General features: G+C 70.3%; 20 protein-coding genes. 16 read left to right on the plus strand and 4 right to left on the minus strand.

Features of this window, described 5'->3' with window-relative positions:
* Positions 1-81: 81 nt before the first annotated feature.
* Positions 82-1,209 (plus strand): ferrochelatase, encoded by a 1,128-nt coding sequence (locus SLINC_RS33305; RefSeq protein ID WP_067441069.1) that lies wholly within the window; start codon positions 82-84, stop codon positions 1,207-1,209.
* 8 nt (positions 1,210-1,217) lie between these two features.
* A complete protein-coding gene (locus SLINC_RS33310; RefSeq protein WP_067441072.1) occupies positions 1,218-2,033 on the plus strand; it encodes an inositol monophosphatase family protein in 816 nt (271 codons plus the stop codon).
* Positions 2,034-2,114: 81 nt separating this feature from the next.
* On the opposite strand, the gene SLINC_RS48630 is transcribed toward SLINC_RS33310, so the two are convergent.
* On the minus strand, positions 2,115-2,288 hold the full coding sequence (locus SLINC_RS48630) for a hypothetical protein (RefSeq protein WP_170068286.1): 174 nt from the start codon (positions 2,286-2,288) through the stop codon (positions 2,115-2,117).
* A gap of 415 nt (positions 2,289-2,703) precedes the next feature.
* On the opposite strand from SLINC_RS48630, the gene SLINC_RS33315 reads away from it, so the two are divergent.
* From SLINC_RS33315 to SLINC_RS33330, 4 genes are all read left to right on the plus strand, one after another.
* Positions 2,704-3,357 (plus strand): response regulator transcription factor, encoded by a 654-nt coding sequence (locus SLINC_RS33315; RefSeq protein WP_007385219.1) that lies wholly within the window; start codon positions 2,704-2,706, stop codon positions 3,355-3,357.
* Between the two features lie 7 nt (positions 3,358-3,364).
* Positions 3,365-4,615: a sensor histidine kinase gene (locus tag SLINC_RS33320; RefSeq protein WP_067441075.1), complete on the plus strand. Its 1,251-nt coding sequence runs from the start codon at positions 3,365-3,367 to the stop codon at positions 4,613-4,615.
* Positions 4,616-5,020: 405 nt separating this feature from the next.
* Entirely contained in the window at positions 5,021-5,317 is a 297-nt protein-coding gene (locus SLINC_RS33325) for a DUF4193 domain-containing protein (RefSeq protein ID WP_005481602.1), read from the plus strand.
* A gap of 13 nt (positions 5,318-5,330) precedes the next feature.
* Positions 5,331-6,242: a hypothetical protein gene (locus tag SLINC_RS33330; protein WP_067441078.1), complete on the plus strand. Its 912-nt coding sequence runs from the start codon at positions 5,331-5,333 to the stop codon at positions 6,240-6,242.
* A 119-nt stretch (positions 6,243-6,361) separates the two neighbouring features.
* Here the strand turns inward: SLINC_RS33330 and SLINC_RS33335 are convergent, their stop codons facing one another.
* Entirely contained in the window at positions 6,362-6,826 is a 465-nt protein-coding gene (locus SLINC_RS33335; protein WP_067441081.1) for a DUF3093 domain-containing protein, read from the minus strand.
* 57 nt (positions 6,827-6,883) lie between these two features.
* Here SLINC_RS33335 and SLINC_RS33340 point away from each other — a divergent pair, with 57 nt between their 5' ends.
* From SLINC_RS33340 to SLINC_RS33380, 9 genes are all read left to right on the plus strand, one after another.
* Positions 6,884-7,468, plus strand: coding sequence for a PaaI family thioesterase (locus SLINC_RS33340; protein ID WP_067441084.1), 585 nt, complete (start codon positions 6,884-6,886; stop codon positions 7,466-7,468).
* Complete coding sequence (gene dut, locus SLINC_RS33345; RefSeq protein WP_067441087.1) at positions 7,465-8,025, plus strand: dUTP diphosphatase; 561 nt, start codon at positions 7,465-7,467, stop codon at positions 8,023-8,025. The genes SLINC_RS33340 and dut overlap by 4 nt, the downstream gene beginning before the upstream one ends.
* Before the next feature lies 1 nt (position 8,026).
* The gene (locus tag SLINC_RS33350; RefSeq protein ID WP_067441090.1) at positions 8,027-8,797 is read left to right on the plus strand and encodes a DUF3710 domain-containing protein; all 771 of its coding nucleotides are present in this window, start codon (positions 8,027-8,029) and stop codon (positions 8,795-8,797) included.
* Positions 8,798-8,981: 184 nt separating this feature from the next.
* Positions 8,982-10,148, plus strand: a complete 1,167-nt coding sequence (locus tag SLINC_RS33355) for an alginate lyase family protein (protein WP_067441093.1) — start codon at positions 8,982-8,984, stop codon at positions 10,146-10,148.
* 61 nt (positions 10,149-10,209) lie between these two features.
* Positions 10,210-10,917, plus strand: coding sequence for an ABC transporter ATP-binding protein (locus SLINC_RS33360; RefSeq protein WP_067441096.1), 708 nt, complete (start codon positions 10,210-10,212; stop codon positions 10,915-10,917).
* A 382-nt stretch (positions 10,918-11,299) separates the two neighbouring features.
* The gene (locus tag SLINC_RS33365) at positions 11,300-13,849 is read left to right on the plus strand and encodes a sensor histidine kinase (protein ID WP_067441099.1); all 2,550 of its coding nucleotides are present in this window, start codon (positions 11,300-11,302) and stop codon (positions 13,847-13,849) included.
* Positions 13,843-14,559 carry a response regulator gene (locus SLINC_RS33370; protein WP_067441102.1) on the plus strand — a complete coding sequence of 239 codons (717 nt, stop codon included), beginning with the start codon at positions 13,843-13,845 and terminating at the stop codon, positions 14,557-14,559. The genes SLINC_RS33365 and SLINC_RS33370 overlap by 7 nt, the downstream gene beginning before the upstream one ends.
* Before the next feature lie 45 nt (positions 14,560-14,604).
* Positions 14,605-15,003: an OB-fold nucleic acid binding domain-containing protein gene (locus SLINC_RS33375; RefSeq protein WP_067441106.1), complete on the plus strand. Its 399-nt coding sequence runs from the start codon at positions 14,605-14,607 to the stop codon at positions 15,001-15,003.
* A 3-nt stretch (positions 15,004-15,006) separates the two neighbouring features.
* Entirely contained in the window at positions 15,007-15,759 is a 753-nt protein-coding gene (locus SLINC_RS33380; RefSeq protein ID WP_067441109.1) for a DUF3159 domain-containing protein, read from the plus strand.
* Positions 15,760-15,873: 114 nt separating this feature from the next.
* Here the strand turns inward: SLINC_RS33380 and SLINC_RS33385 are convergent, their stop codons facing one another.
* Positions 15,874-16,551, minus strand: coding sequence for a potassium channel family protein (locus SLINC_RS33385; RefSeq protein ID WP_067441112.1), 678 nt, complete (start codon positions 16,549-16,551; stop codon positions 15,874-15,876).
* Positions 16,551-17,222, minus strand: coding sequence for a potassium channel family protein (locus tag SLINC_RS33390; RefSeq protein WP_067441115.1), 672 nt, complete (start codon positions 17,220-17,222; stop codon positions 16,551-16,553). Before SLINC_RS33390 ends, SLINC_RS33385 begins: the two co-directional genes overlap by 1 nt.
* A 402-nt stretch (positions 17,223-17,624) precedes the next feature.
* Here SLINC_RS33390 and SLINC_RS33395 point away from each other — a divergent pair, with 402 nt between their 5' ends.
* Positions 17,625-19,673, plus strand: coding sequence for an APC family permease (locus SLINC_RS33395; protein ID WP_067441116.1), 2,049 nt, complete (start codon positions 17,625-17,627; stop codon positions 19,671-19,673).
* The last annotated feature ends 76 nt before the right edge of the window (positions 19,674-19,749 follow it).

Raw genomic sequence — 19,749 nt, forward strand, 5'->3', positions numbered from 1 at the left:
GCACCGCGCCGGACGAAACGGGAACCCGTCCGGTCACCCCACCGTTTTCCGGCTGTCAGCACCGGATGACAGGATCGACCCATGCCAGACGCGCGCGATGCCACCCCCTACGACGCCCTGCTCCTGCTCTCGTTCGGCGGCCCCGAAGGCCCGGACGACGTGATTCCGTTCCTGGAGAACGTCACGCGCGGGAGGGGAATCCCCAAGGAACGCCTCAAGGAAGTCGGCGAGCACTACTTCCTCTTCGGTGGCGTCAGCCCCATCAACGACCAGAACCGCGCCCTGCTGGACGCCCTCCGCAAGGACTTCGCGGACCACGGCCTGGATCTGCCGGTCTACTGGGGCAACCGCAACTGGGCGCCCTACCTGACGGACACCCTGCGCGATATGGTCGCCGACGGCCGGCGCCGCGTCCTGGTCCTCGCCACGAGCGCCTACGCCTCCTACTCCGGCTGCCGCCAGTACCGCGAGAACCTCGCCGAGTCGCTGGCCGCCCTGGAGGCCGAGGGCCTCGAACCGCCCCGCGTGGACAAGCTGCGGCACTACTTCAACCACCCCGGCTTCCTGGAGCCGATGATCGAGGGCGTGCTCGCCTCCCTCGCCGACCTCCCCGAGGACGTCCGCGACGGCGCCCACCTCGCCTTCTCCACCCACTCCATCCCGAACGCGTCGGCGGACACCTCCGGCCCGGTCGAGGAGCACGGCGAGGGCGGGGCGTACGTCGGGCAGCACCTGGAGGTCTCGCGGCTGATCGCCGAGGCGGTCCGTGAGCGCACCGGCGTCGACCACCCCTGGCAGCTCGTCTACCAGTCCCGCTCCGGCGCCCCGCACATCCCGTGGCTGGAGCCCGACATCTGCGACCACCTGGAGGAGCGGCACGAGGCCGCCGTCCCGGCCGTCGTGATCGCGCCCATCGGCTTCGTCTCCGACCACATGGAGGTCCTCTACGACCTCGACACGGAGGCCAAGGCCAAGGCCGAGGAGCTGGGCCTGCCGATGCGCCGCTCGGCCACCGTGGGCGCCGACCCGAGGTTCGCCGCCGGGATCCGCGACCTCGTCCTGGAGCGGGCCGCCGTCGAACGCGGGCAGGAGGTCACCCCCTGCGCCCTGGGCGCACTCGGGGCCGACCACAACCTCTGCCCGGTCGGCTGCTGCCCGGCCCGCGCGCCCAAGCCCGCCGCCGCGGGCGTCGACAGCCCCTACGCGTGAGGAGCCCCGTGACCGACCCCCTGCACTCGGAACTGCTGGAGCTGGCCCAGGAGGCCGCCCGTCGCGCGGGAGCCCTCCTGAGGGACGGCCGTCCTGCCGACCTCGCGGTCGCCAGGACCAAGTCCAGCCCCATCGACGTGGTCACCGAGATGGACATCGCGGCGGAGAAGCTGATCACCGACCTGATCTCCGGGCACCGCCCGGACGACGGCTTCCTCGGCGAGGAGGGCGCCTCCATCGAGGGCACGAGCGGGATCCGCTGGGTCATCGACCCGCTCGACGGCACGGTCAACTACCTGTACGGGCTGCCCACATGGGCCGTCTCCGTCGCCGCCGAGCAGGACGGCGAGACGGTCGTCGGGGTGGTCGCGGCCCCGATGCGCGGGGAGACCTTCCACGCGGTGCGCGGCGGCGGCGCCTGGGCCACCGGCGCCTGGGACGGCGAGCGCAGGCTGGCCTCCCGCCCCGCGCCACCCCTGGAACAGGCCCTGGTCTCGACCGGCTTCAACTACGTCACCGAGGTCCGCACCCACCAGGCCGACGTCGCCCGCAAGCTCATCCCGCTCCTGCGCGACATCCGGCGCGGTGGCTCCGCGGCGGTCGACCTGTGCGACGTCGCCGCGGGCCGCCTCGACGGCTACTACGAACGCGGCCTGCACCCCTGGGACCTCGCCGCCGGTGACCTCATCGCCCGCGAGGCGGGCGCCCTGACCGGCGGACGCCCCGGAGAACGCCCCGCACACGACCTGACGGTCGCGGGCACCCCGGGCGTCTTCGAGCCCCTCCAGCGGCTGCTGGAGGACTTCGGCGCCTGGCACGACTAGGGCACGACCAGGGGCTGTCCGGACAAGCAGCAGGGCCCGGCGCTGGATTCGCCGGGCCCTGCTGTCATGCGTGCGCGCTGATCAGACGCTGGAACGCGCGACCTCCACACCGTGTTCGGCCGCGAGGCGGCGCAGGTCGTCGAGCTCGCCCTGCTCCACCTCGACGAGGAAGTCGTCGCCCTCGTCGAGAGCCCGCGTCAGGTCGGACTCGGTCGCCCTTATACGCTGCAGAAGCCCTGCGGTGAATGCGTCCATGCTGCGCCCCCTCGTCCTGGGTCGTGGGTCGATGGCACGGGGGTGTGCCGTTCGGAAGGGGCGATCACGTCTCCTGCGGGTGCCCAGCGCTGCCCCTGCTGGGCGGCGACGGTGCCGGACACCCACGCCCGCTCTGCGGAAGCGGATCGCGGAGTGCCGCATGGTGGTACGGCACATGCAGAGCGTGATCGCGGGGTGTAAAGCCGTCCTCCCCCCGCTCCCTTCCACGGAAACCTCAACCCGACGAGAAAATCTCGCATTCCCGGGCCTCACACCCGTCCTTCAGACGGCGCTCACTCGTCTTACAGCCGACTTATGGCCGAAAAGGGCAGGATGGAGGTCAACACACTCACCGAAACCCTGCCCGCACGGGCGCCACGGCGCTACGCGGGTGGACACAGGAAGGACAAGCGACGTGCGCGTACTCGTCGTCGAGGACGAGCAACTGCTCGCCGATGCGGTGGCCACCGGACTGCGCCGGGAGGCCATGGCCGTCGACGTCGTGTACGACGGTGCGGCCGCCCTGGAGCGCATCGGCGTCAACGACTACGACGTGGTCGTACTCGACCGCGACCTCCCGCTCGTGCACGGCGACGACGTCTGCCGCAAGATCGTCGAACTCGGCATGCCCACCCGGGTGCTGATGCTCACGGCGTCCGGCGACGTCAGCGACCGTGTCGAGGGCCTGGAGATCGGCGCCGACGACTATCTGCCCAAGCCCTTCGCGTTCAGCGAGCTGACGGCACGCGTGCGTGCGCTGGGCCGGCGCACCAGTGTGCCGCTGCCGCCGGTCCTGGAGCGCGCCGGGATCAAGCTCGACCCCAACCGCCGCGAGGTCTTCCGCGACGGCAAGGAGGTCCAGCTCGCGCCCAAGGAGTTCGCCGTCCTGGAGGTGCTGATGCGCTCCGAGGGCGCCGTCGTCTCCGCGGAACAGCTCCTGGAGAAGGCCTGGGACGAGAACACCGACCCGTTCACCAACGTCGTGCGGGTGACCGTCATGACGCTGCGCCGCAAGCTCGGCGAGCCCCCCGTGATCGTGACCGTGCCCGGCTCCGGCTACCGGATCTGATCCCCCCATGGCAGCGACCCCGGCGCCTCCCCAGGCCCCCCCGAAGCCCACCTGGGACCCCCGCAGGCCGGAGCCCCCCTTCCCGTGGCTGCGCCCGACCATCCGCATACGGCTCACGCTGCTCTACGGCGGCATGTTCCTGATCGCCGGCATCCTGCTGCTGTCGATCATCTATCTGCTGGCCGCGCAGGCACTGACCTCGGGCAACCAGCCGCCGTTCAAGATTGCCGGCGGCGAGAACATCAAGGTCATCAGCGACAAATGTCCAGCGGTCAACGGCGCGACGGATCTACCGCTCGACACGTTCAACACCATCATCAGCAAGTGCATCGACCAGCAGCGGCACGCGTCCCTGGACAACCTCCTCAGCCGTTCCCTCCTCGCCCTGCTCGGCCTCGCGATCATCGCCTTCGCCTTCGGCTACGCGATGGCCGGGCGCGTGCTGTCGCCGCTGGGCCGGATCACCCGCACCGCGCGCGCGGTGGCGGGCTCGGACCTGTCCCGCCGGATCGAGCTGGACGGCCCGGACGACGAGCTGAAGGAACTCGCCGACACCTTCGACGAGATGCTGGAGCGGCTCCAGCGGGCCTTCACCGCCCAGCAGCGCTTCGTCGGCAACGCCTCGCACGAGCTGCGCACACCGCTGGCGATCAACCGCACCCTGCTGGAGGTGCACCTGTCCGACCCGGGCGCGCCGATGGAGCTCCAGCAGCTCGGCAAGACGCTGCTGGCCACCAACGAGCGCAGCGAGCAGCTCGTCGAGGGCCTGCTGCTGCTCGCCCGCAGCGACAACCAGATCGTCGAGCGCAAGCCGGTGGACCTCGCCGAGGTGGCCGAGCAGGCCGTCGACCAGGTGAACGGGGAGGCCGAGGCCAAGGGCGTGGTGATCCGCGGCGAGCAGAAACCCGCGGTCGTCCAGGGCAACGGCGTGCTGCTGGAGCGGATCGCCCTGAACCTGGTGCAGAACGCGGTGCGCTACAACGTGCCGGAGGGCGGCTGGGTGGAGGTGACCACGGACATCCAGCACGGGCAGGCGGTCCTGGTGGTGTCCAACACGGGTCCGGTGGTGCCGGCGTACGAGATCGACAACCTCTTCGAGCCCTTCCGGCGCCTGCGTACGGAGCGCACGGGCAGTGACAAGGGGGTGGGCCTCGGCCTGTCCATCGTGCGGTCCGTGGCCCGGGCGCACGGCGGACACATCTCGGCGCAGCCGCGTGAAGGAGGTGGGCTTGTGATGCGGGTGGCCCTTCCCATCTGAGATCATGGCCCCCGCACACGGATCGATACATGAGGATGTTCGCTTTGCGCGGAATTTTCGGGGCACCCGTCGGGTACCCCTGTGTGTGATCGATCACATGGGCGATTTTCCGGCCATCTACTCTCCGTGATCATGTGAACGGTCGGAAAGCCGGGAAAATCCGGGTTTTCCGGGGTCCTGATCACGGGAAGTACACGGTGAGACGCCTTTGAAGTGCGGGATTCGGACCGTGTACGGTCCCGATCGCCATCCAACCCGATCACTCATGAGGAGTCCGGTTGGGTGTCGATTGAGTAACAGACCTTGATGTGAGGCAAAATCTCCGCCTCAGGTCGGGCACAAGTCCGGCCTCTCACGCGTTACGTGCGCTGGAGACACCGAAGACACCCAGAGGGGGAGAGCGACATGGCAACCGACTACGACACCCCACGCAAGACCGATGACGACGTCGACTCGGACAGCCTTGAAGAACTGAAGGCCCGGAGGAACGACAAGTCGACCTCGGCCGTCGACGTCGACGAATTCGAGGCCGCCGAAGGCCTCGAACTGCCCGGCGCCGACCTCTCGAACGAGGAGCTGGCGGTCCGTGTGCTGCCGAAGCAGCAGGACGAGTTCACCTGCATGAGCTGCTTCCTGGTGCACCACCGCAGCCAGCTGGCCAGGGAGAAGAACGGTCAGCCGATCTGCCGCGACTGCGACTGAGGAGGGGTCGGCCGTGACTGGCTCGACCCCTCCCCGGAAGCGCCGCTTCCTCGCGCGGGGAGCGGACCAAGGGCCGTCCGAGGGACGGTCCAGCGCGCGTGACGACGAGCGGGGCTCATCCGACATCGGGTCGGCCTCGCTCGAACCGGCGGTCGACCGGGCTGACCTCCCGGCGCCGACGGACCATCCGGCTCCCGTCGCCAAACGGCGGGTGGCCGCGATCCGGGACAAGGCCCGCGAAGGCGTCCGCAAGGGCGGCAGCCGGGCCAGGGCGGGTCTGGCGTACCTCGCCGACCGGATCATCGACATCGCCCCGCGGATCCCCGTACGCGACCTCGCCACGCTCCGCAGGCAGTTCCCCGGGCTCGGCCCCGAAGAACTCGCCGAGAAGCTCGTGGCGGGCGCCTGCCGGGCGACGGCGACCGTCGGCGCGGGTGTCGGCGCCGCGGCGATGATGCCGGTCCCGCCGGCGATGCCCACAGAACTGGCCGCCGAGATCACCGGCGTGGCGGCGATCGAGCTGAAGCTGATCGCGGAACTCCACGAGGTCTACGGCGTACGACCGCCCGGCGGTCTCAAGGAGCGCTCCACCGCGTATCTCAACTCCTGGTCGGGGGAGCGCGGGATCGACGTGACCAAGCCGTCGACCTACAACTCGGCGCTCAACAGCCGGATGAAACAGCAGCTGCGGCAGCAGATCATGAAGCGGATGGTGCGGAACCTGCCGAACCTGATGCCGTTCATGGTGGGCGCGGCCGTGGGAGCGGTCATGAACCGCAGGGACACCAGAAACCTCGCCGAGCGGATCCGGGCCGACCTGCGCAGGACGCAGGTGCCGTGGGACGCGCTGCCCGAGCTTCCGGCGCTGGAGACGCCGTCGAACCCGCTGGAGCTGGGGGACGGCCGCAAGGAACTCGGGAGCTGACCCCGCCGGGACAGGGCGGGACGGGACACCGCCACGGGCCCGGGGCCCGGTAAGACTTCCGTGAGACTTCGGGCCGTCGAGTGGCCCTCACCGCTCGGGTGAAGCCCTGCGCAAACGTTCTAGGCGGCGGCCGACCGCGCCGTCTTCAGCGCGTCCGCCAGCCGCTCGGGCTCACGCGTCGACAGGTACAGGTACGGCGTGGGGTCCTCGGGGTCCGTGACCGTCACCCGCAGGGCGGTGGGGATGTACGCGCGCAGCAGCAGGAAGGCGCGGGTGTCGGCCTTGTAGGTGCGCCAGGCGCGGGCCTCCTCCGGGTCCAGGATCTCGGCCTCACCCAGCGCCGACACCGGGATCTTCGCCTCGCCGGCGATCAGGAAGCCGCCCACGACACGGATGCGCTGCGCGCCGTACGCGCTGGCCACGACCGCTGCCGCCGCCGTACCGCCGACCAGGCCGCCGAGCAGCGGCAGGGTGCCGAACGGGAGCAGGATCAGCGCGAAGGAGACCCCGACCAGGAAGGAGATCAGCCACCAGGAGCGGGGGGCCGTGAGGCGTTCTTCGTACGGGGCGGCAAAGGACTGCATGAGCCAAGCTTGGCACGGGGTCCGGAACGGGCCGACGCGCGGGTAAGGTCTGCGGCTGTGAGTGGTACTTCCGCAGCTCTTCAGCCTCCGGCCGACGCCGTGAAACCGGTGCGCCATCCCGATGCTCCCGCGCCCGGTGAGCTGCTCGGTGCGCACTACGACCAGTGCTTCGGCTGTGGCGGCGAGCAGCTCCACGGGCTGCATCTGGAGGCGCGGGCCGGCGAGGGAGTGAGCATCACCGCCGAGTTCACCGTGCAGCCCGCCCACCAGGGCGCTCCCGGGCTCGCGCACGGCGGGGTGCTCGCCAGCGCCCTCGACGAGACCCTCGGCTCGCTGAACTGGCTGCTGCGGACGATCGCGGTGACGGGGCGGCTGGAGACGGACTTCGTGCGGCCTGTGCCGGTCGGTACGGTGCTGTATCTGGCGGCCGAGGTGACGGCGGTGGCGGGACGGAAGATCTACTCGTCCGCCACGGGCCGGATCGGTGCCCCCGACGGGCCCGTCGCGCTCCGTGCCGACGCGCTGTTCATCGAGGTCAAGGTGGACCACTTCGTGCAGAACGGCCGCCCGGAGGAGATCCGGGCCGCCATGGACGACCCGGACCAGGTCCGGCGTGCCCGTGCCTTCGAGGTGAACCCGTGAGCCGTGCCCCCCGTCAAGAGCTCGACGTGCTGATCCGCCGCGTCGATCCGGACGTACCGCTTCCGACGTACGCGCACCCCGGCGACGCCGGTGCCGATCTGCGCACGACCGAGAGCCGCGAACTGAGGCCGGGGGAGCGGGCCGTGCTGCCCACGGGGGTGTCGATCGCCCTCCCGGAGGGGTACGCGGCCTTCGTGCATCCACGTTCAGGCCTGGCCGCCCGCTGCGGTGTCGCTCTCGTGAATGCCCCGGGGACGGTTGATGGCGGGTACCGTGGGGAGATCAAGGTGATCGTGGTGAATCTCGACCCGCACGAGTCGGTGCGGTTCGAGCGCTTCGACCGGATTGCCCAACTGGTCGTCCAGCAGGTCGAGAGGGTCCGCTTCCAGGAGGTCGCGGAGCTTCCCGATTCGGCACGGGCCGAGGGGGGCTTCGGGTCCACCGGTGGCCATGCCGCGGTGGACGACGGTGGCGGCACAAACGGTCATGCCGCCGTGGGCGGCGCGACGGGTGGGAATCGATACGCTTCGGTCGTATCCGACCGGGAAGGACAGTGACGTGTTCGGACGTCGCAAGAAGAAGGATGCCGCCGAGGATGCGGCCGGCGAGGCCGAGCAGGTCGTCGACAGTGTCGACACTGAGGCGGACGAAGAGGACGCGGCCGAGCGTGAGCGCGTGAGGCTGGAGCCGGAGCCGCGGCCCGACGGGCCCTGGGACAGCACCGAGGTCCGTGACCCGGCCGAGGGCCGGGTGGACCTGGGCGGTCTGTTCGTGCCGGGGGTCGACGGCATGGAGCTGCGGGTCGAGGTCGCGGGCGACGCGATCGTCGCGGCGACCGTGGTCCTCAAGGACAGTGCCGTGCAGCTCCAGGCCTTCGCCGCGCCCAAGCGCGAGGGCATCTGGGGCGAGGTGCGCGAGGAGATCGCCACCGGCATCACCCAGCAGGGCGGCATCATCGACGAGGTCGAGGGCCCGCTGGGCTGGGAACTGCGCGCGCAGGTGCCGGTACAACTGCCGGACGGCACGGGCGGTTTCCAGGTGGTGCGGTTCGTGGGTGTGGACGGCCCGCGCTGGTTCCTGCGCGGTGTCATCTCCGGCCAGGGCGCGGTGCAGCCGCAGGCGGCCGGCCTGCTGGAGCAGATCTTCCGGGACACCGTCGTGGTCCGTGGCGAGGGTCCGATGGCGCCCCGCGACCCGATCGTCCTGAAGCTGCCGAACGACGCGCAGATGGTGCCCGAGGGCGTCCAGCAGCAGGAGCAGGAAGGCTCCCGCTTCTCCGGCGGCATGGGCCAGCTCCAGCGCGGACCGGAGATCACCGAGGTCCGCTAGTCCGCTGGTCCCCAGCGACACGAAGGGCCGCACCCCGACGGGGTGCGGCCCTTTTCGTGCGTGTTTTCGTGCGTACGATTCGGTGCGCGAAGCCTTGACGGGGGATTGGTCTGTACCTACGGTCATCCGCCAACGCCTATGTTCATAGGGGCGCCTTACGTTCACATACGAGAACGGAGTCGCTATGCGTCGTATCGCACCGCTGGTGCTCGTCACCGCTATCGTCCTGGGGGTCCTCGCGAGACCTGCCGATGCCGCCCCCGCCGCCTTCGCCCATCCCGGAGTCACCGTCTCCAAGAGTCAGTTGGACTTCGCCCGCAGCAAGGTCACCGCCGGGGCGCAGCCCTGGAAGGGGGCCTTCGACCGGATGATGGCGAGCAAGTACGCCGATCCGAACCGCACGCCCAGGCCTCGCGCGGTCGTCGAGTGCGGGTCGTACTCGAATCCCAACCACGGCTGCACCGACGAGCGCGAGGACGCCATCGCCGCGTACACCCAGGCGCTCGCCTGGTACATCACCCGCGACGAGCGGCACGCGAAGAAGGCCATCCAGCTGATGGACGCCTGGTCGGCGGTGATCACCGACCACACCAACAGCAACGCGCCCCTCCAGAGCGGCTGGGCCGGGTCCTCCTGGCCCAGGGCCGCCGAGATCATCAAGCACACGTACGCCGGCGGGTGGGCGAACTCCGGCCGCTTCGCGACCATGCTGCGGAACGTCTACCTGCCCGAGGTGATCAACGGCTCGCACTCCAACGGCAACTGGGAGCTGTCGATGATGGAGGCCGCCGTCGGCATCTCCGTCCACCTGGAGGACAAGGCGTCGTACGACAAGGCGATGGCGAAGTTCCGCACCCGCACCGCCGCCTTCGTCTACCTCGCCTCCGACGGCGATCTCCCGAGGACCGTGCCGAGCCAGAACCTGGACACCCGGGACAAGATCGTCAGGTACTGGCAGGGGCAGTCCACCTTCGTCACCGGGCTCACCCAGGAGACCTGCCGCGACCTCACGCACACCGGGTACGGCATCTCGGCCATCTCGCACGTCGCCGAGACCAGCCGGATCCAGGGGCAGGACCTGTACGGCACGGACGTGGGCGAACGGCTGCGGCAGGCGCTCGGGTTCCAGGCCAGGTACGAGCTGGGGGCGGCCGTACCGAGCTGGCTGTGCGGCGGCTCGCTGGATCTGGGGCTCGGACCGGTCACCGAGGTGGGGTACAACGCCATGGGCAACAGGCTTGGCGTGCCCATGACTAATACACGAACCCTGACCGAGCGGAACCGTCCCGCGGGCAGCAACAACCTCTTCGTGGCCTGGGAAACCCTCACCCACGGCGACAACCCGGGCTGAAAGCGTTGATCTGCCGGGCGCCGGCTGGTGATACTGGCGCCCGGTTCACGGGGGAGGGCGCATGACTCAGGTGGTCACCGAGACCATGGTGCGGGTGGAGAACGTTCACAGGTCCTACGGCGACGGAGCCGGCGCCGTGCACGCGCTGCGCGGGGTCTCCTTCGAGGTGCCGCGCGGCGAACTCGTCGCCCTCAAGGGGCGGTCCGGCTCCGGCAAGACCACGCTCCTGAACATCGTCGGCGGTCTGGACACACCGGACCGGGGACGCGTGGAGGTCGACGGGCTCGACCTCGCGGACCTCGGCGAGGACGGTCTGCTCGCCCTGCGCCGGGACCGGGTCGGCTTCGTCTTCCAGTCCTTCGGCCTCATCCCGATCCTGACCGCCGCCGAGAACGTCGGCGTACCGCTGCGCCTGCGCCGCGCCGACGTGCGCGAGCGTGAGGAGCGCGTCGACCTCCTGCTCTCCCTGGTCGGTCTGTCCGGGCACGCCCGGCAGCGGCCCGCAGAGCTCTCCGGCGGCCAGCAGCAGCGCGTGGCCATCGCCCGCGCCCTCGCCAACAGCCCCGCACTCCTCATCGCCGACGAGCCGACCGGCCAGCTCGACGCCGAGACCGGCCACTCCGTGATGGAACTGCTGCGCGCCGTCGTCCGCAGCGAACAGGTCACCGCCCTCGTCGCCACCCACGACACGAACCTGCTGGACCTGGCCGACCGGGTGCTGGAGCTGGGGGACGGGGAGATCATCGAGTCCCGGGCCCTGCCGGCCTAGGGTCCGTCCGGCGGATCATGTCGCGGTCTCGGGGCCCTGGCACGCACTCCCCCAGAGGGGGTGCCCCCAGCGGCGTTGTCGTCGGTTGCTCACGCTCCGCGTCGACGCCCTCCTCCGCCTTGCGGCTGCACGCTCCCCCACGCTCGAACAACCTCGCGCGGGGGCCCCATCGCCCCCCGCTCACCGGCGCTGATCAGGCACTGTTTTTGCATGCGACCTGATCCGCCGGACAGACCCCAGGGCCCGGCCGCCGCCGCACAGCCCCTGGCCGTCAGGGTTGCGTCAAAGAGGGCCCTCGGGTCGCTCCTGGCCCCATATGTCGGAATTGCTGGACGTAGGGTCGACGCTGCGCGGGCAGGATCGACCGGAAGACAATAGGGCCATGGGACGCGGCAAGCTTCGGATCTACCTCGGTGCGGCACCGGGCGTCGGCAAGACGTACGCGATGCTCTCCGAGGCGCACCGGCGTGTCGAGCGCGGTACGGACTGCGCGGTGGCCTTCGTGGAGCACCACGGCCGGCCCCGTACCGAGGTGATGCTGCACGGCCTGGAGGAGATCCCGCGCCGGGAGCTGGAGTACCGCGGCTCCGCCTTCACCGAGATGGACGTCGACGCCGTGCTGCGCCGGGCCCCCGCCGTCGCCCTGGTGGACGAACTCGCCCACACCAACATCCCCGGTTCGCGCAACGCCAAGCGGTGGCAGGACGTGGAGGAACTGCTGGCGGCCGGGATCGACGTGATATCGACCGTGAACATCCAGCATCTGGAGTCGCTGGGGGACGTGGTCGAGTCGATCACGGGGGTGCGGCAGCGGGAGACCGTGCCCGACGAAGTCGTACGGCGCGCGGACCAGATCGAGCTGGTCGACATGTCGCCCCAGGCGCTACGGCGGCGGATGGCGCACGGGAACGTCTACCAGCCGGACAAGCTCGACGCCGCTCTCTCGAACTACTTCCGGCCGGGCAACCTCACCGCCCTGCGCGAACTGGCGCTGCTGTGGGTGGCCGACCGGGTCGACGAGTACCTGACCGAGTACCGCAGCGAGCACCAGGTGTCGAGGATCTGGGGCTCGCGGGAGCGGATCGTGGTCGGGCTGACCGGAGGGCCCGAGGGACGCACCCTGATACGGCGTGCCGCCCGGCTGGCGGAGAAGGGCGCCGGGGGCGAGGTGCTGGCGGTCTACATAGCGCGCAGCGACGGGCTGACCTCCGCCTCGCCCGAGGAACTCGTCGTACAGCGCACCCTGGTCGAGGACCTCGGCGGAACCTTTCACCATGTGGTGGGCGACGACATACCGGCCGCGCTGCTGGACTTCGCGCGCGGGGTCAACGCCACCCAGATCGTCCTCGGGTCCTCGCGCCGCAAGACCTGGCAGTACGTCTTCGGACCCGGCGTCGGCACGACCGTGGCCCGGGACTCGGGGCCCGACCTCGACGTGCACATCGTCACGCACGAGGAGGTCGCCAAGGGGCGCGGGCTGCCGGTGTCCCGGGGTGCGCGGCTCGGGCGGGCCCGGATCATCTGGGGCTGGTTGGTCGGAGTGGCCGGACCGGTGATCGTGGCGCTGCTCCTGAACACCGTGAACCTGGGCCTCGCCAACGACATGCTGCTGTTCCTGACCCTCGTGGTGGCGGCGGCCCTGCTCGGCGGGCTGTTCCCGGCGCTGGCGTCGGCGGCGGTGGGCTCCCTGTTGCTGAACTACTTCTACACACCGCCCCTGCACCACTGGACGATCGCCGACCCGAAGAACATCGTCGCCATCGTGATCTTCGTGGGCGTCGGTGTCTCGGTGGCCTCGGTCGTCGACCTCGCGGCCCGGCGCACCCACCAGGCGGCCCGGCTGCGGGCCGAGTCGGAGATCCTGTCCTTCCTCGCGGGCAACGTGCTGCGCGGCGAGACCGGCCTGGAGGATCTGCTGGAGCGGGTCCGCGAGACGTTCGGCATGGAGTCGGCGGCCCTGCTGGAGCGCGAGAGCGACGTCGACCCGTGGACCTGCGCGGGCCGGGCGGGCCTCGGTCCTGCCGTCCTGCGGCCGGAGGACGCGGACGTGGACGTGCCGGTCGGGGACCACATGGCGCTCGCGCTGAGCGGCCGGGTGCTGCCCGCCGAGGACCGGCGGGTGCTCGCCGCCTTCGCCGCCCAGGCCGCCGACGTCCTGGACCGCCGGCGCCTGCGGGCCGAGGCCGACCGGGCCCGGACGCTGGCCGAGGGCAACCGCATCCGCACCGCGCTACTGGCCGCCGTCAGCCATGACCTGCGTACGCCACTGGCCGGGATCAAGGCGGCGGTCACCTCGCTCCGGTCCGACGACGTGGCATGGTCCGAGGAGGACCGGGCCGAACTGCTGGAGGGCATCGAGGACGGCGCCGACCGGCTCGACCACCTGGTGGGGAACCTGCTCGACATGTCCCGCCTCCAGACCGGCACGGTCACCCCGCTGATCCGCGAGATCGACCTCGACGAAGTGGTGCCGATGGCCCTCGGCGGGGTGCCCGAGGACAGCGTGGAACTCGACATCCCCGAGACCCTGTCCATGGTCGCCGTGGACCCCGGGCTGCTGGAACGGTCGGTGGCCAACCTGGTCGAGAACGCCGTCAAGTACAGCCCCGACGGCACGGCCGTCCTGGTGTCCGCCAGCGCCATCGCCGACCGGGTCGAGGTCCGGGTCGTCGACCGCGGGCCCGGCGTCCCCGACGAGGCCAAGGAACGCATCTTCGAGCCCTTCCAGCGCTACGGCGACGCCCCGCGCGGCGCCGGAGTCGGCCTCGGGCTCGCCGTGGCGCGCGGCTTCGCCGAGGCGATGTCCGGCACGCTCACCGCCGAGGACACCCCCGGCGGAGGCCTCACCATGGTGCTGACGCTCCGCGCGGCGGGACCGCTGCCCGAGGAGCCCCTTCAGCCCGTACGACCGGAAAGGCAGGCCACATGGTGAGTCCGGCCGGGGAGACCCCCCAGACCGCGACCAGGGTCCTGGTGATCGACGACGAGCCGCAGATCGTGCGCGCCCTCGTGATCAACCTCAAGGCGCGCAGGTACGAGGTCGACGCGGCGCACGACGGCGCCACCGCCCTCCGGCTCGCCGCCGCCCGCCACCCCGACGTGGTGGTGCTCGACCTGGGCCTGCCGGACATGGACGGCGTCGAGGTGATCAGGGGGCTGCGGGGCTGGACCCGCGTGCCGATCCTGGTGCTGTCCGCCCGGCACTCCTCCGACGAGAAGGTCGAGGCCCTCGACGCCGGCGCCGACGACTACGTCACCAAGCCCTTCGGCATGGACGAGCTGCTGGCCCGGCTGCGCGCCGCCGTCCGCCGCGCCGAGCCCACCGGGGCCGGCGAGGACGAGGTGCTGGTCGAGACCGACGAGTTCACCGTCGACCTCGCCGCGAAGAAGGTCCAGCGGCACGGCAAGGACGTACGGCTGACACCCACCGAATGGCATCTGCTGGAGGTGCTGGTGCGCAACACCGGCCGGCTGGTCGGCCAGAAGCAGCTGCTCCAGGAGGTGTGGGGGCCGTCCTACGGGACGGAGACGAACTATCTGCGGGTCTACATGGCACAGCTGAGACGCAAGCTGGAGGCGGACCCCTCGCATCCCAAGCACTTCGTCACGGAGCCGGGGATGGGGTACCGGTTCGAGCGGTAGCGGCGCGGGTACGTAGCTGTCGGTGGGCCCCGGTACGCTTCAGGCATGAGTGCTGTTCCTCGTTCCGAGAAGCCGGTGGGCCGGTTCCGGCGCATGCTCGACCGGCTTTCCTCGTCGCAGGAGGACCTCGAGTCCGAGGAGCTGCGGGAGGACGCCGCGACCGCCGGCTGTGTCCGGATCGGTGACTGTCAGGACCGTCAGGTCGTGACGGTTACTGGTACCTTGCGCACGGTCACCCTGAGGCCGCGCGCGGGAGTCCCGGCCCTGGAGGCCGAGCTGTTCGACGGCTCCGCGGCTCTGGACGTGGTGTGGCTCGGCAGACGCTCCATCGTGGGGATAGAGCCGGGGCGCAAGCTGATCGCATCGGGCCGGATCTCGATGAGCCGGGGCCGCCGGGTGCTGTTCAACCCGAAGTACGAACTGAGACCCCTCGGACGGGAGTAGCCGGTGACGTCGCTCGACAAGCCGACCGAAGACACCCAGCAACATGATGCCCGGGCGGTGACCGAGGCCGCGCTCTTCGAGGCCTTCGGCGGGGTCCGGGGCATGGTCGAGACGGTGCTGCCCGGCCTGCTGTTCGTCACCATCTACACCATCAACAAGGACCTGCACCTGTCGGCGATCGCCGCCCTCGCGGTGTCGCTGATCCTGGTCGTGGTCCGGCTGGTGATGCGGGACACCGTCAAGCACGCCTTCAGCGGGGTCTTCGGCGTCGCCTTCGGTGTCGTCTTCGCGATGATGACCGGCAACGCCAAGGACTTCTACCTGCCCGGCATGCTCTACACGCTGGGGCTGGGCCTCGCCTACATCATCACCACGCTGTGCGGTGTCCCGCTGATCGGTCTCATCCTCGGACCGGTCTTCAAGGAGAACCTCTCCTGGCGCACCCGCAACCCCGGCCGCAAGAAGGCCTACGCCAAGGCCAGCTACGCCTGGGGCGCGATCCTGCTCGCCAAGTGCGCGATCCTCTTCCCGCTGTACTGGTGGGCCGACACGACCCAGCTCGGCTGGGTGCTGGTCTCCCTGAAGATCCCGCCGTTCCTGCTGGCCGTCTGGCTCACCTGGGTCTTCCTGGCGAAGGCGCCCGCGCCGATCGACGTGTTCGCGGAGATGGAGGCGGCCGAGAAGGCCGAGGAGGAGCGCAAGGCCGCGGAGCGGGAGGAAGAGGCCGCGGGGAGCCGGCACCGCCGGGAGGCGTAGTCCCGGTGCTTCGGTGGCCCTCCAGCGGCCATCCCAGGACTGACGGGACCGATACGACGATGGGCGCCCCGGATCTCCCCGGGGCGCCCATCGTCGTCGTAGCCGCTGAAATGCTCAGCTCGCCGCGTCCTCCCGGCGCACCGACAGCAGGTCCTCCAACTGCTCCTCCCTGGCCTGGGCGGCCACGAAGAGGAGCTCGTCGCCCGCCTCCAGGGAGTCCTCGCGGGTCGGGGTGAGGACGCGGGTGCCGCGGATGATGGTGACCAGGGAGGTGTCCTCGGGCCATTCCACGTCACCGACCTGGGTGCCGGCCAGGGCCGACTCCTCGGGGAGGGTCAGTTCGACCAGGTTGGCGTCGCCGTGGCTGAAGCGGAGCAGCCGGACCAGGTCGCCGACGCTCACCGCCTCCTCGACCAGGGCCGACATCAGGCGGGGGGTGGACACCGCGACGTCCACGCCCCAGGACTCGTTGAAGAGCCACTCGTTCTTGGGGTTGTTGACGCGGGCGACGACCCGGGGAACCCCGTACTCGGTCTTCGCCAGCAGGGAGACGACCAGGTTGACCTTGTCGTCGCCCGTCGCGGCGATCACGACGTTGCAGCGCTGGAGCGCCGCCTCGTCCAGGGAGGTGATCTCGCAGGCGTCGGCGAGCAGCCACTCCGCCTGCGGGACGCGCTCGACCGAGATGGCGGTCGGCGCCTTGTCGATCAGCAGGACCTCGTGGCCGTTCTCCAGCAGTTCGCCCGCGATCGAGCGGCCCACCGCACCGGCACCGGCAATGGCGACCCTCATCAGTGACCGCTCTCCTCTTCGGGACCCTTGGCGAACGCCGCCTCGACCTTGTCGACCTCGTCCGTGCGCATCATGACGTGGACCAGGTCGCCCTCCTGGAGCACCGTCTGCGAGGAGGGCAGGATCGCCTCCCCGAGCCGCGTCAGGAACGCCACGCGGACGCCCGTCTCCTCCTGGAGCGTGCTGATCTTGTGGCCGACCCAGGCGGTCGCGGCGTGCACCTCGGCCAGCTGCACCCCACCGGTGGGATCGCGCCACAGCGGCTCCGCGCCCGAGGGCAGCAGCCTGCGCAGCATCTGGTCGGCCGTCCAGCGCACGGTCGCCACGGTCGGGATGCCCAGGCGCTGGTAGACCTCGGCGCGCCGGGGGTCGTAGATCCGTGCCGCGACGTTCTCGATGCCGAACATCTCGCGGGCCACCCGGGCGGCGATGATGTTCGAGTTGTCACCGCTGGAGACGGCGGCGAACGCACCGGCCTCCTCGATACCCGCCTCGCGCAGGGTGTCCTGGTCGAAGCCGATTCCGGTGACGCGTCGGCCGCCGAAACCGGAGCCCAGTCGTCGGAAGGCGGTGGGGTCCTGGTCGATCACGGCGACCGTGTGCCCCTGTTGCTCCAGGGTCTGGGCGAGAGCGGAACCCACTCTCCCGCAGCCCATGATGACGATGTGCACGACCGTCCTTCCGGTGTCAAGAGTTACTGCTCAGCCACATCAGGGTCTCAGACAGACGCCCAAGCTACACACGCGCGGTAGGACGACGGCACCCCCTTGCACGGTTGCTTCCCGCCGGCAGCGGTTCAGCGGCGGCTGATGCTCCGCACGCTGGCGAGAAACAGGATTCCGAGGCCGACCAGAGCGGCCGCGCCGCCGATCAGCTCTGCGGTCGTGTGCATGGACCCTCCAGGGGCGTCGACGGGCGGGTTTGTCATATAGACACGGAGATCGGTCCGGCTACGGAATCCGCAGCGCGGAGCGCCCGTTATTTCACCCGTGAGGCAGATGAAAGGCAGATGAGGGGGCGATGAGGGGTGGCGGGTGGGCGGCCGCCAGTTCGACGCCTTACGATCCTCTGTTGTGTCCAAACTGACCGACGTGCCCAAGCGGATCCTGATCGGGCGCGCACTGCGCAGTGACCGGCTCGGGGAAACGCTCCTGCCGAAGCGCATCGCACTCCCTGTCTTCGCCTCCGACCCGCTGTCCTCCGTGGCGTACGCGCCCGGCGAGGTGCTGCTGGTCCTGTCCATCGCGGGCGTGTCGGCCTACCACTTCAGTCCCTGGATCGCCGTCGCGGTCGTCGTACTGATGTTCACGGTCGTCGCCTCCTACCGGCAGAACGTGCACGCGTATCCGAGCGGCGGCGGCGACTACGAGGTGGCGAACACCAACCTCGGCCCCAAGGCGGGCCTCACGGTCGCCAGCGCGCTGCTCGTCGACTACGTCCTGACCGTCGCCGTCTCCATCTCCTCGGGCATCGAGAACCTCGGCTCCGCGATCCCCTTCGTGATCGAGCACAAGGTGCTGTGCGCGGTCGCCGTGATCGTGCTGCTGACGCTGATGAACCTGCGCGGCGTCAAGGAGTCCGGCTCGCTGTTCGCGATTCCGACGTACGTCTTCGTCGCGGGCGTCTTCATCATGATCGCGTGGGGCGCGTTCCGCGGGCTGGTGCTCGACGACCCCATGCGGGCGCCGACGGCGGACTACGAGATCAAGCCCGAGCACCAGGGCCTGGCCGGGTTCGCCCTGGTCTTCCTGCTGCTGCGCGCCTTCTCCTCGGGCTGTGCCGCACTCACCGGCGTCGAGGCGATCTCCAACGGCGTTCCGGCCTTCCGCAAGCCCAAGTCGAAGAACGCGGCGACCACGCTGGCGATGATGGGCCTGCTGGCCGTCACGATGTTCTGCGGCATCATCGCGCTGGCCGCGGCGACCAAGGTGCGCATGGCCGAGAACCCGGCCGTCGATCTGATCCACAACGGTGTCCCGATCGGCGCCGACTATGTGCAGCACCCGGTCATCGCACAGGTCGCCGAGGCCGTCTTCGGCAAGGGCAGCTTCCTGTTCATCGTGCTCGCCGCGGCCACCGCGCTGGTGCTGTTCCTCGCCGCGAACACCGCCTACAACGGCTTCCCGCTGCTCGGCTCGATCCTCGCCCAGGACCGCTACCTGCCCCGCCAGCTCCACACCCGTGGCGACCGCCTCGCCTTCTCGAACGGCATCGTGCTCCTCGCGGGCGCCGCCGCACTGCTGGTGTGGATCTACGGCGCCGACTCGACGCGGCTGATCCAGCTCTACATCGTCGGCGTGTTCGTGTCCTTCACGCTCAGCCAGACCGGCATGGTCCGTCACTGGAACCGCCACCTGGCCACCGAGAAGGACCAGGCCAAGCGCCGCCACATGATCCGCTCCCGCGCCATCAACACCTTCGGCGCCTTCTTCACCGGCCTGGTGCTGGTCGTCGTCCTGGTCACCAAGTTCACCCACGGCGCCTGGGTCGCGCTGCTCGGCATGGTCATCTTCTACGCGACGATGACCGCCATCCGTAAGCACTACGACCGGGTCGCCGAGGAGATCGCGGCCCCCGAGGGCCCGAGCGACGACATCGTACGGCCGTCCCGCGTGCACTCCGTCGTCCTGATCTCCAAGATCCACCGCCCCACCCTGCGGGCGCTGTCCTACGCCAAGCTGCTGCGCTCGGACACCCTGGAGGCGCTCAGCGTCAACGTCGACCCGGCGGAGACCAAGGCGCTGCGTGCCGAGTGGGACCGGCGGGGCATCACCGTGCCGCTGAAGGTCCTCGACTCGCCGTACCGCGAGGTCACGCGGCCGGTCATCGAGTACGTGAAGAGCCTGCGCAAGGAGTCTCCGCGGGACGTGGTCTCCGTGATCATCCCCGAGTACGTGGTCGGCCACTGGTACGAGCATCTGCTGCACAACCAGAGCGCGCTCCGCCTCAAGGGCCGTCTGCTGTTCACGCCGGGGGTCATGGTGACGTCGGTGCCCTACCAGCTCCAGTCCTCCGAGGCGGCCAGGAAGCGGGCCCGCAAGCGGCAGGAGTGGAACGCGCCGGGTGCGGTGCGGCGCGGACCGGCGCAGGAGCGGCCGAAGGAGACGTCGGCGCCGAAGTAGCCGGGGCGGAAGTAGCCGGGGCGGAAGTGGGCGGCGCCGCCGACGTACACTGGTGGGCTGTTGTCGATCCATCCCC

This window comes from Streptomyces lincolnensis (assembly GCF_001685355.1).
Classification (GTDB): domain Bacteria; phylum Actinomycetota; class Actinomycetes; order Streptomycetales; family Streptomycetaceae; genus Streptomyces; species Streptomyces lincolnensis.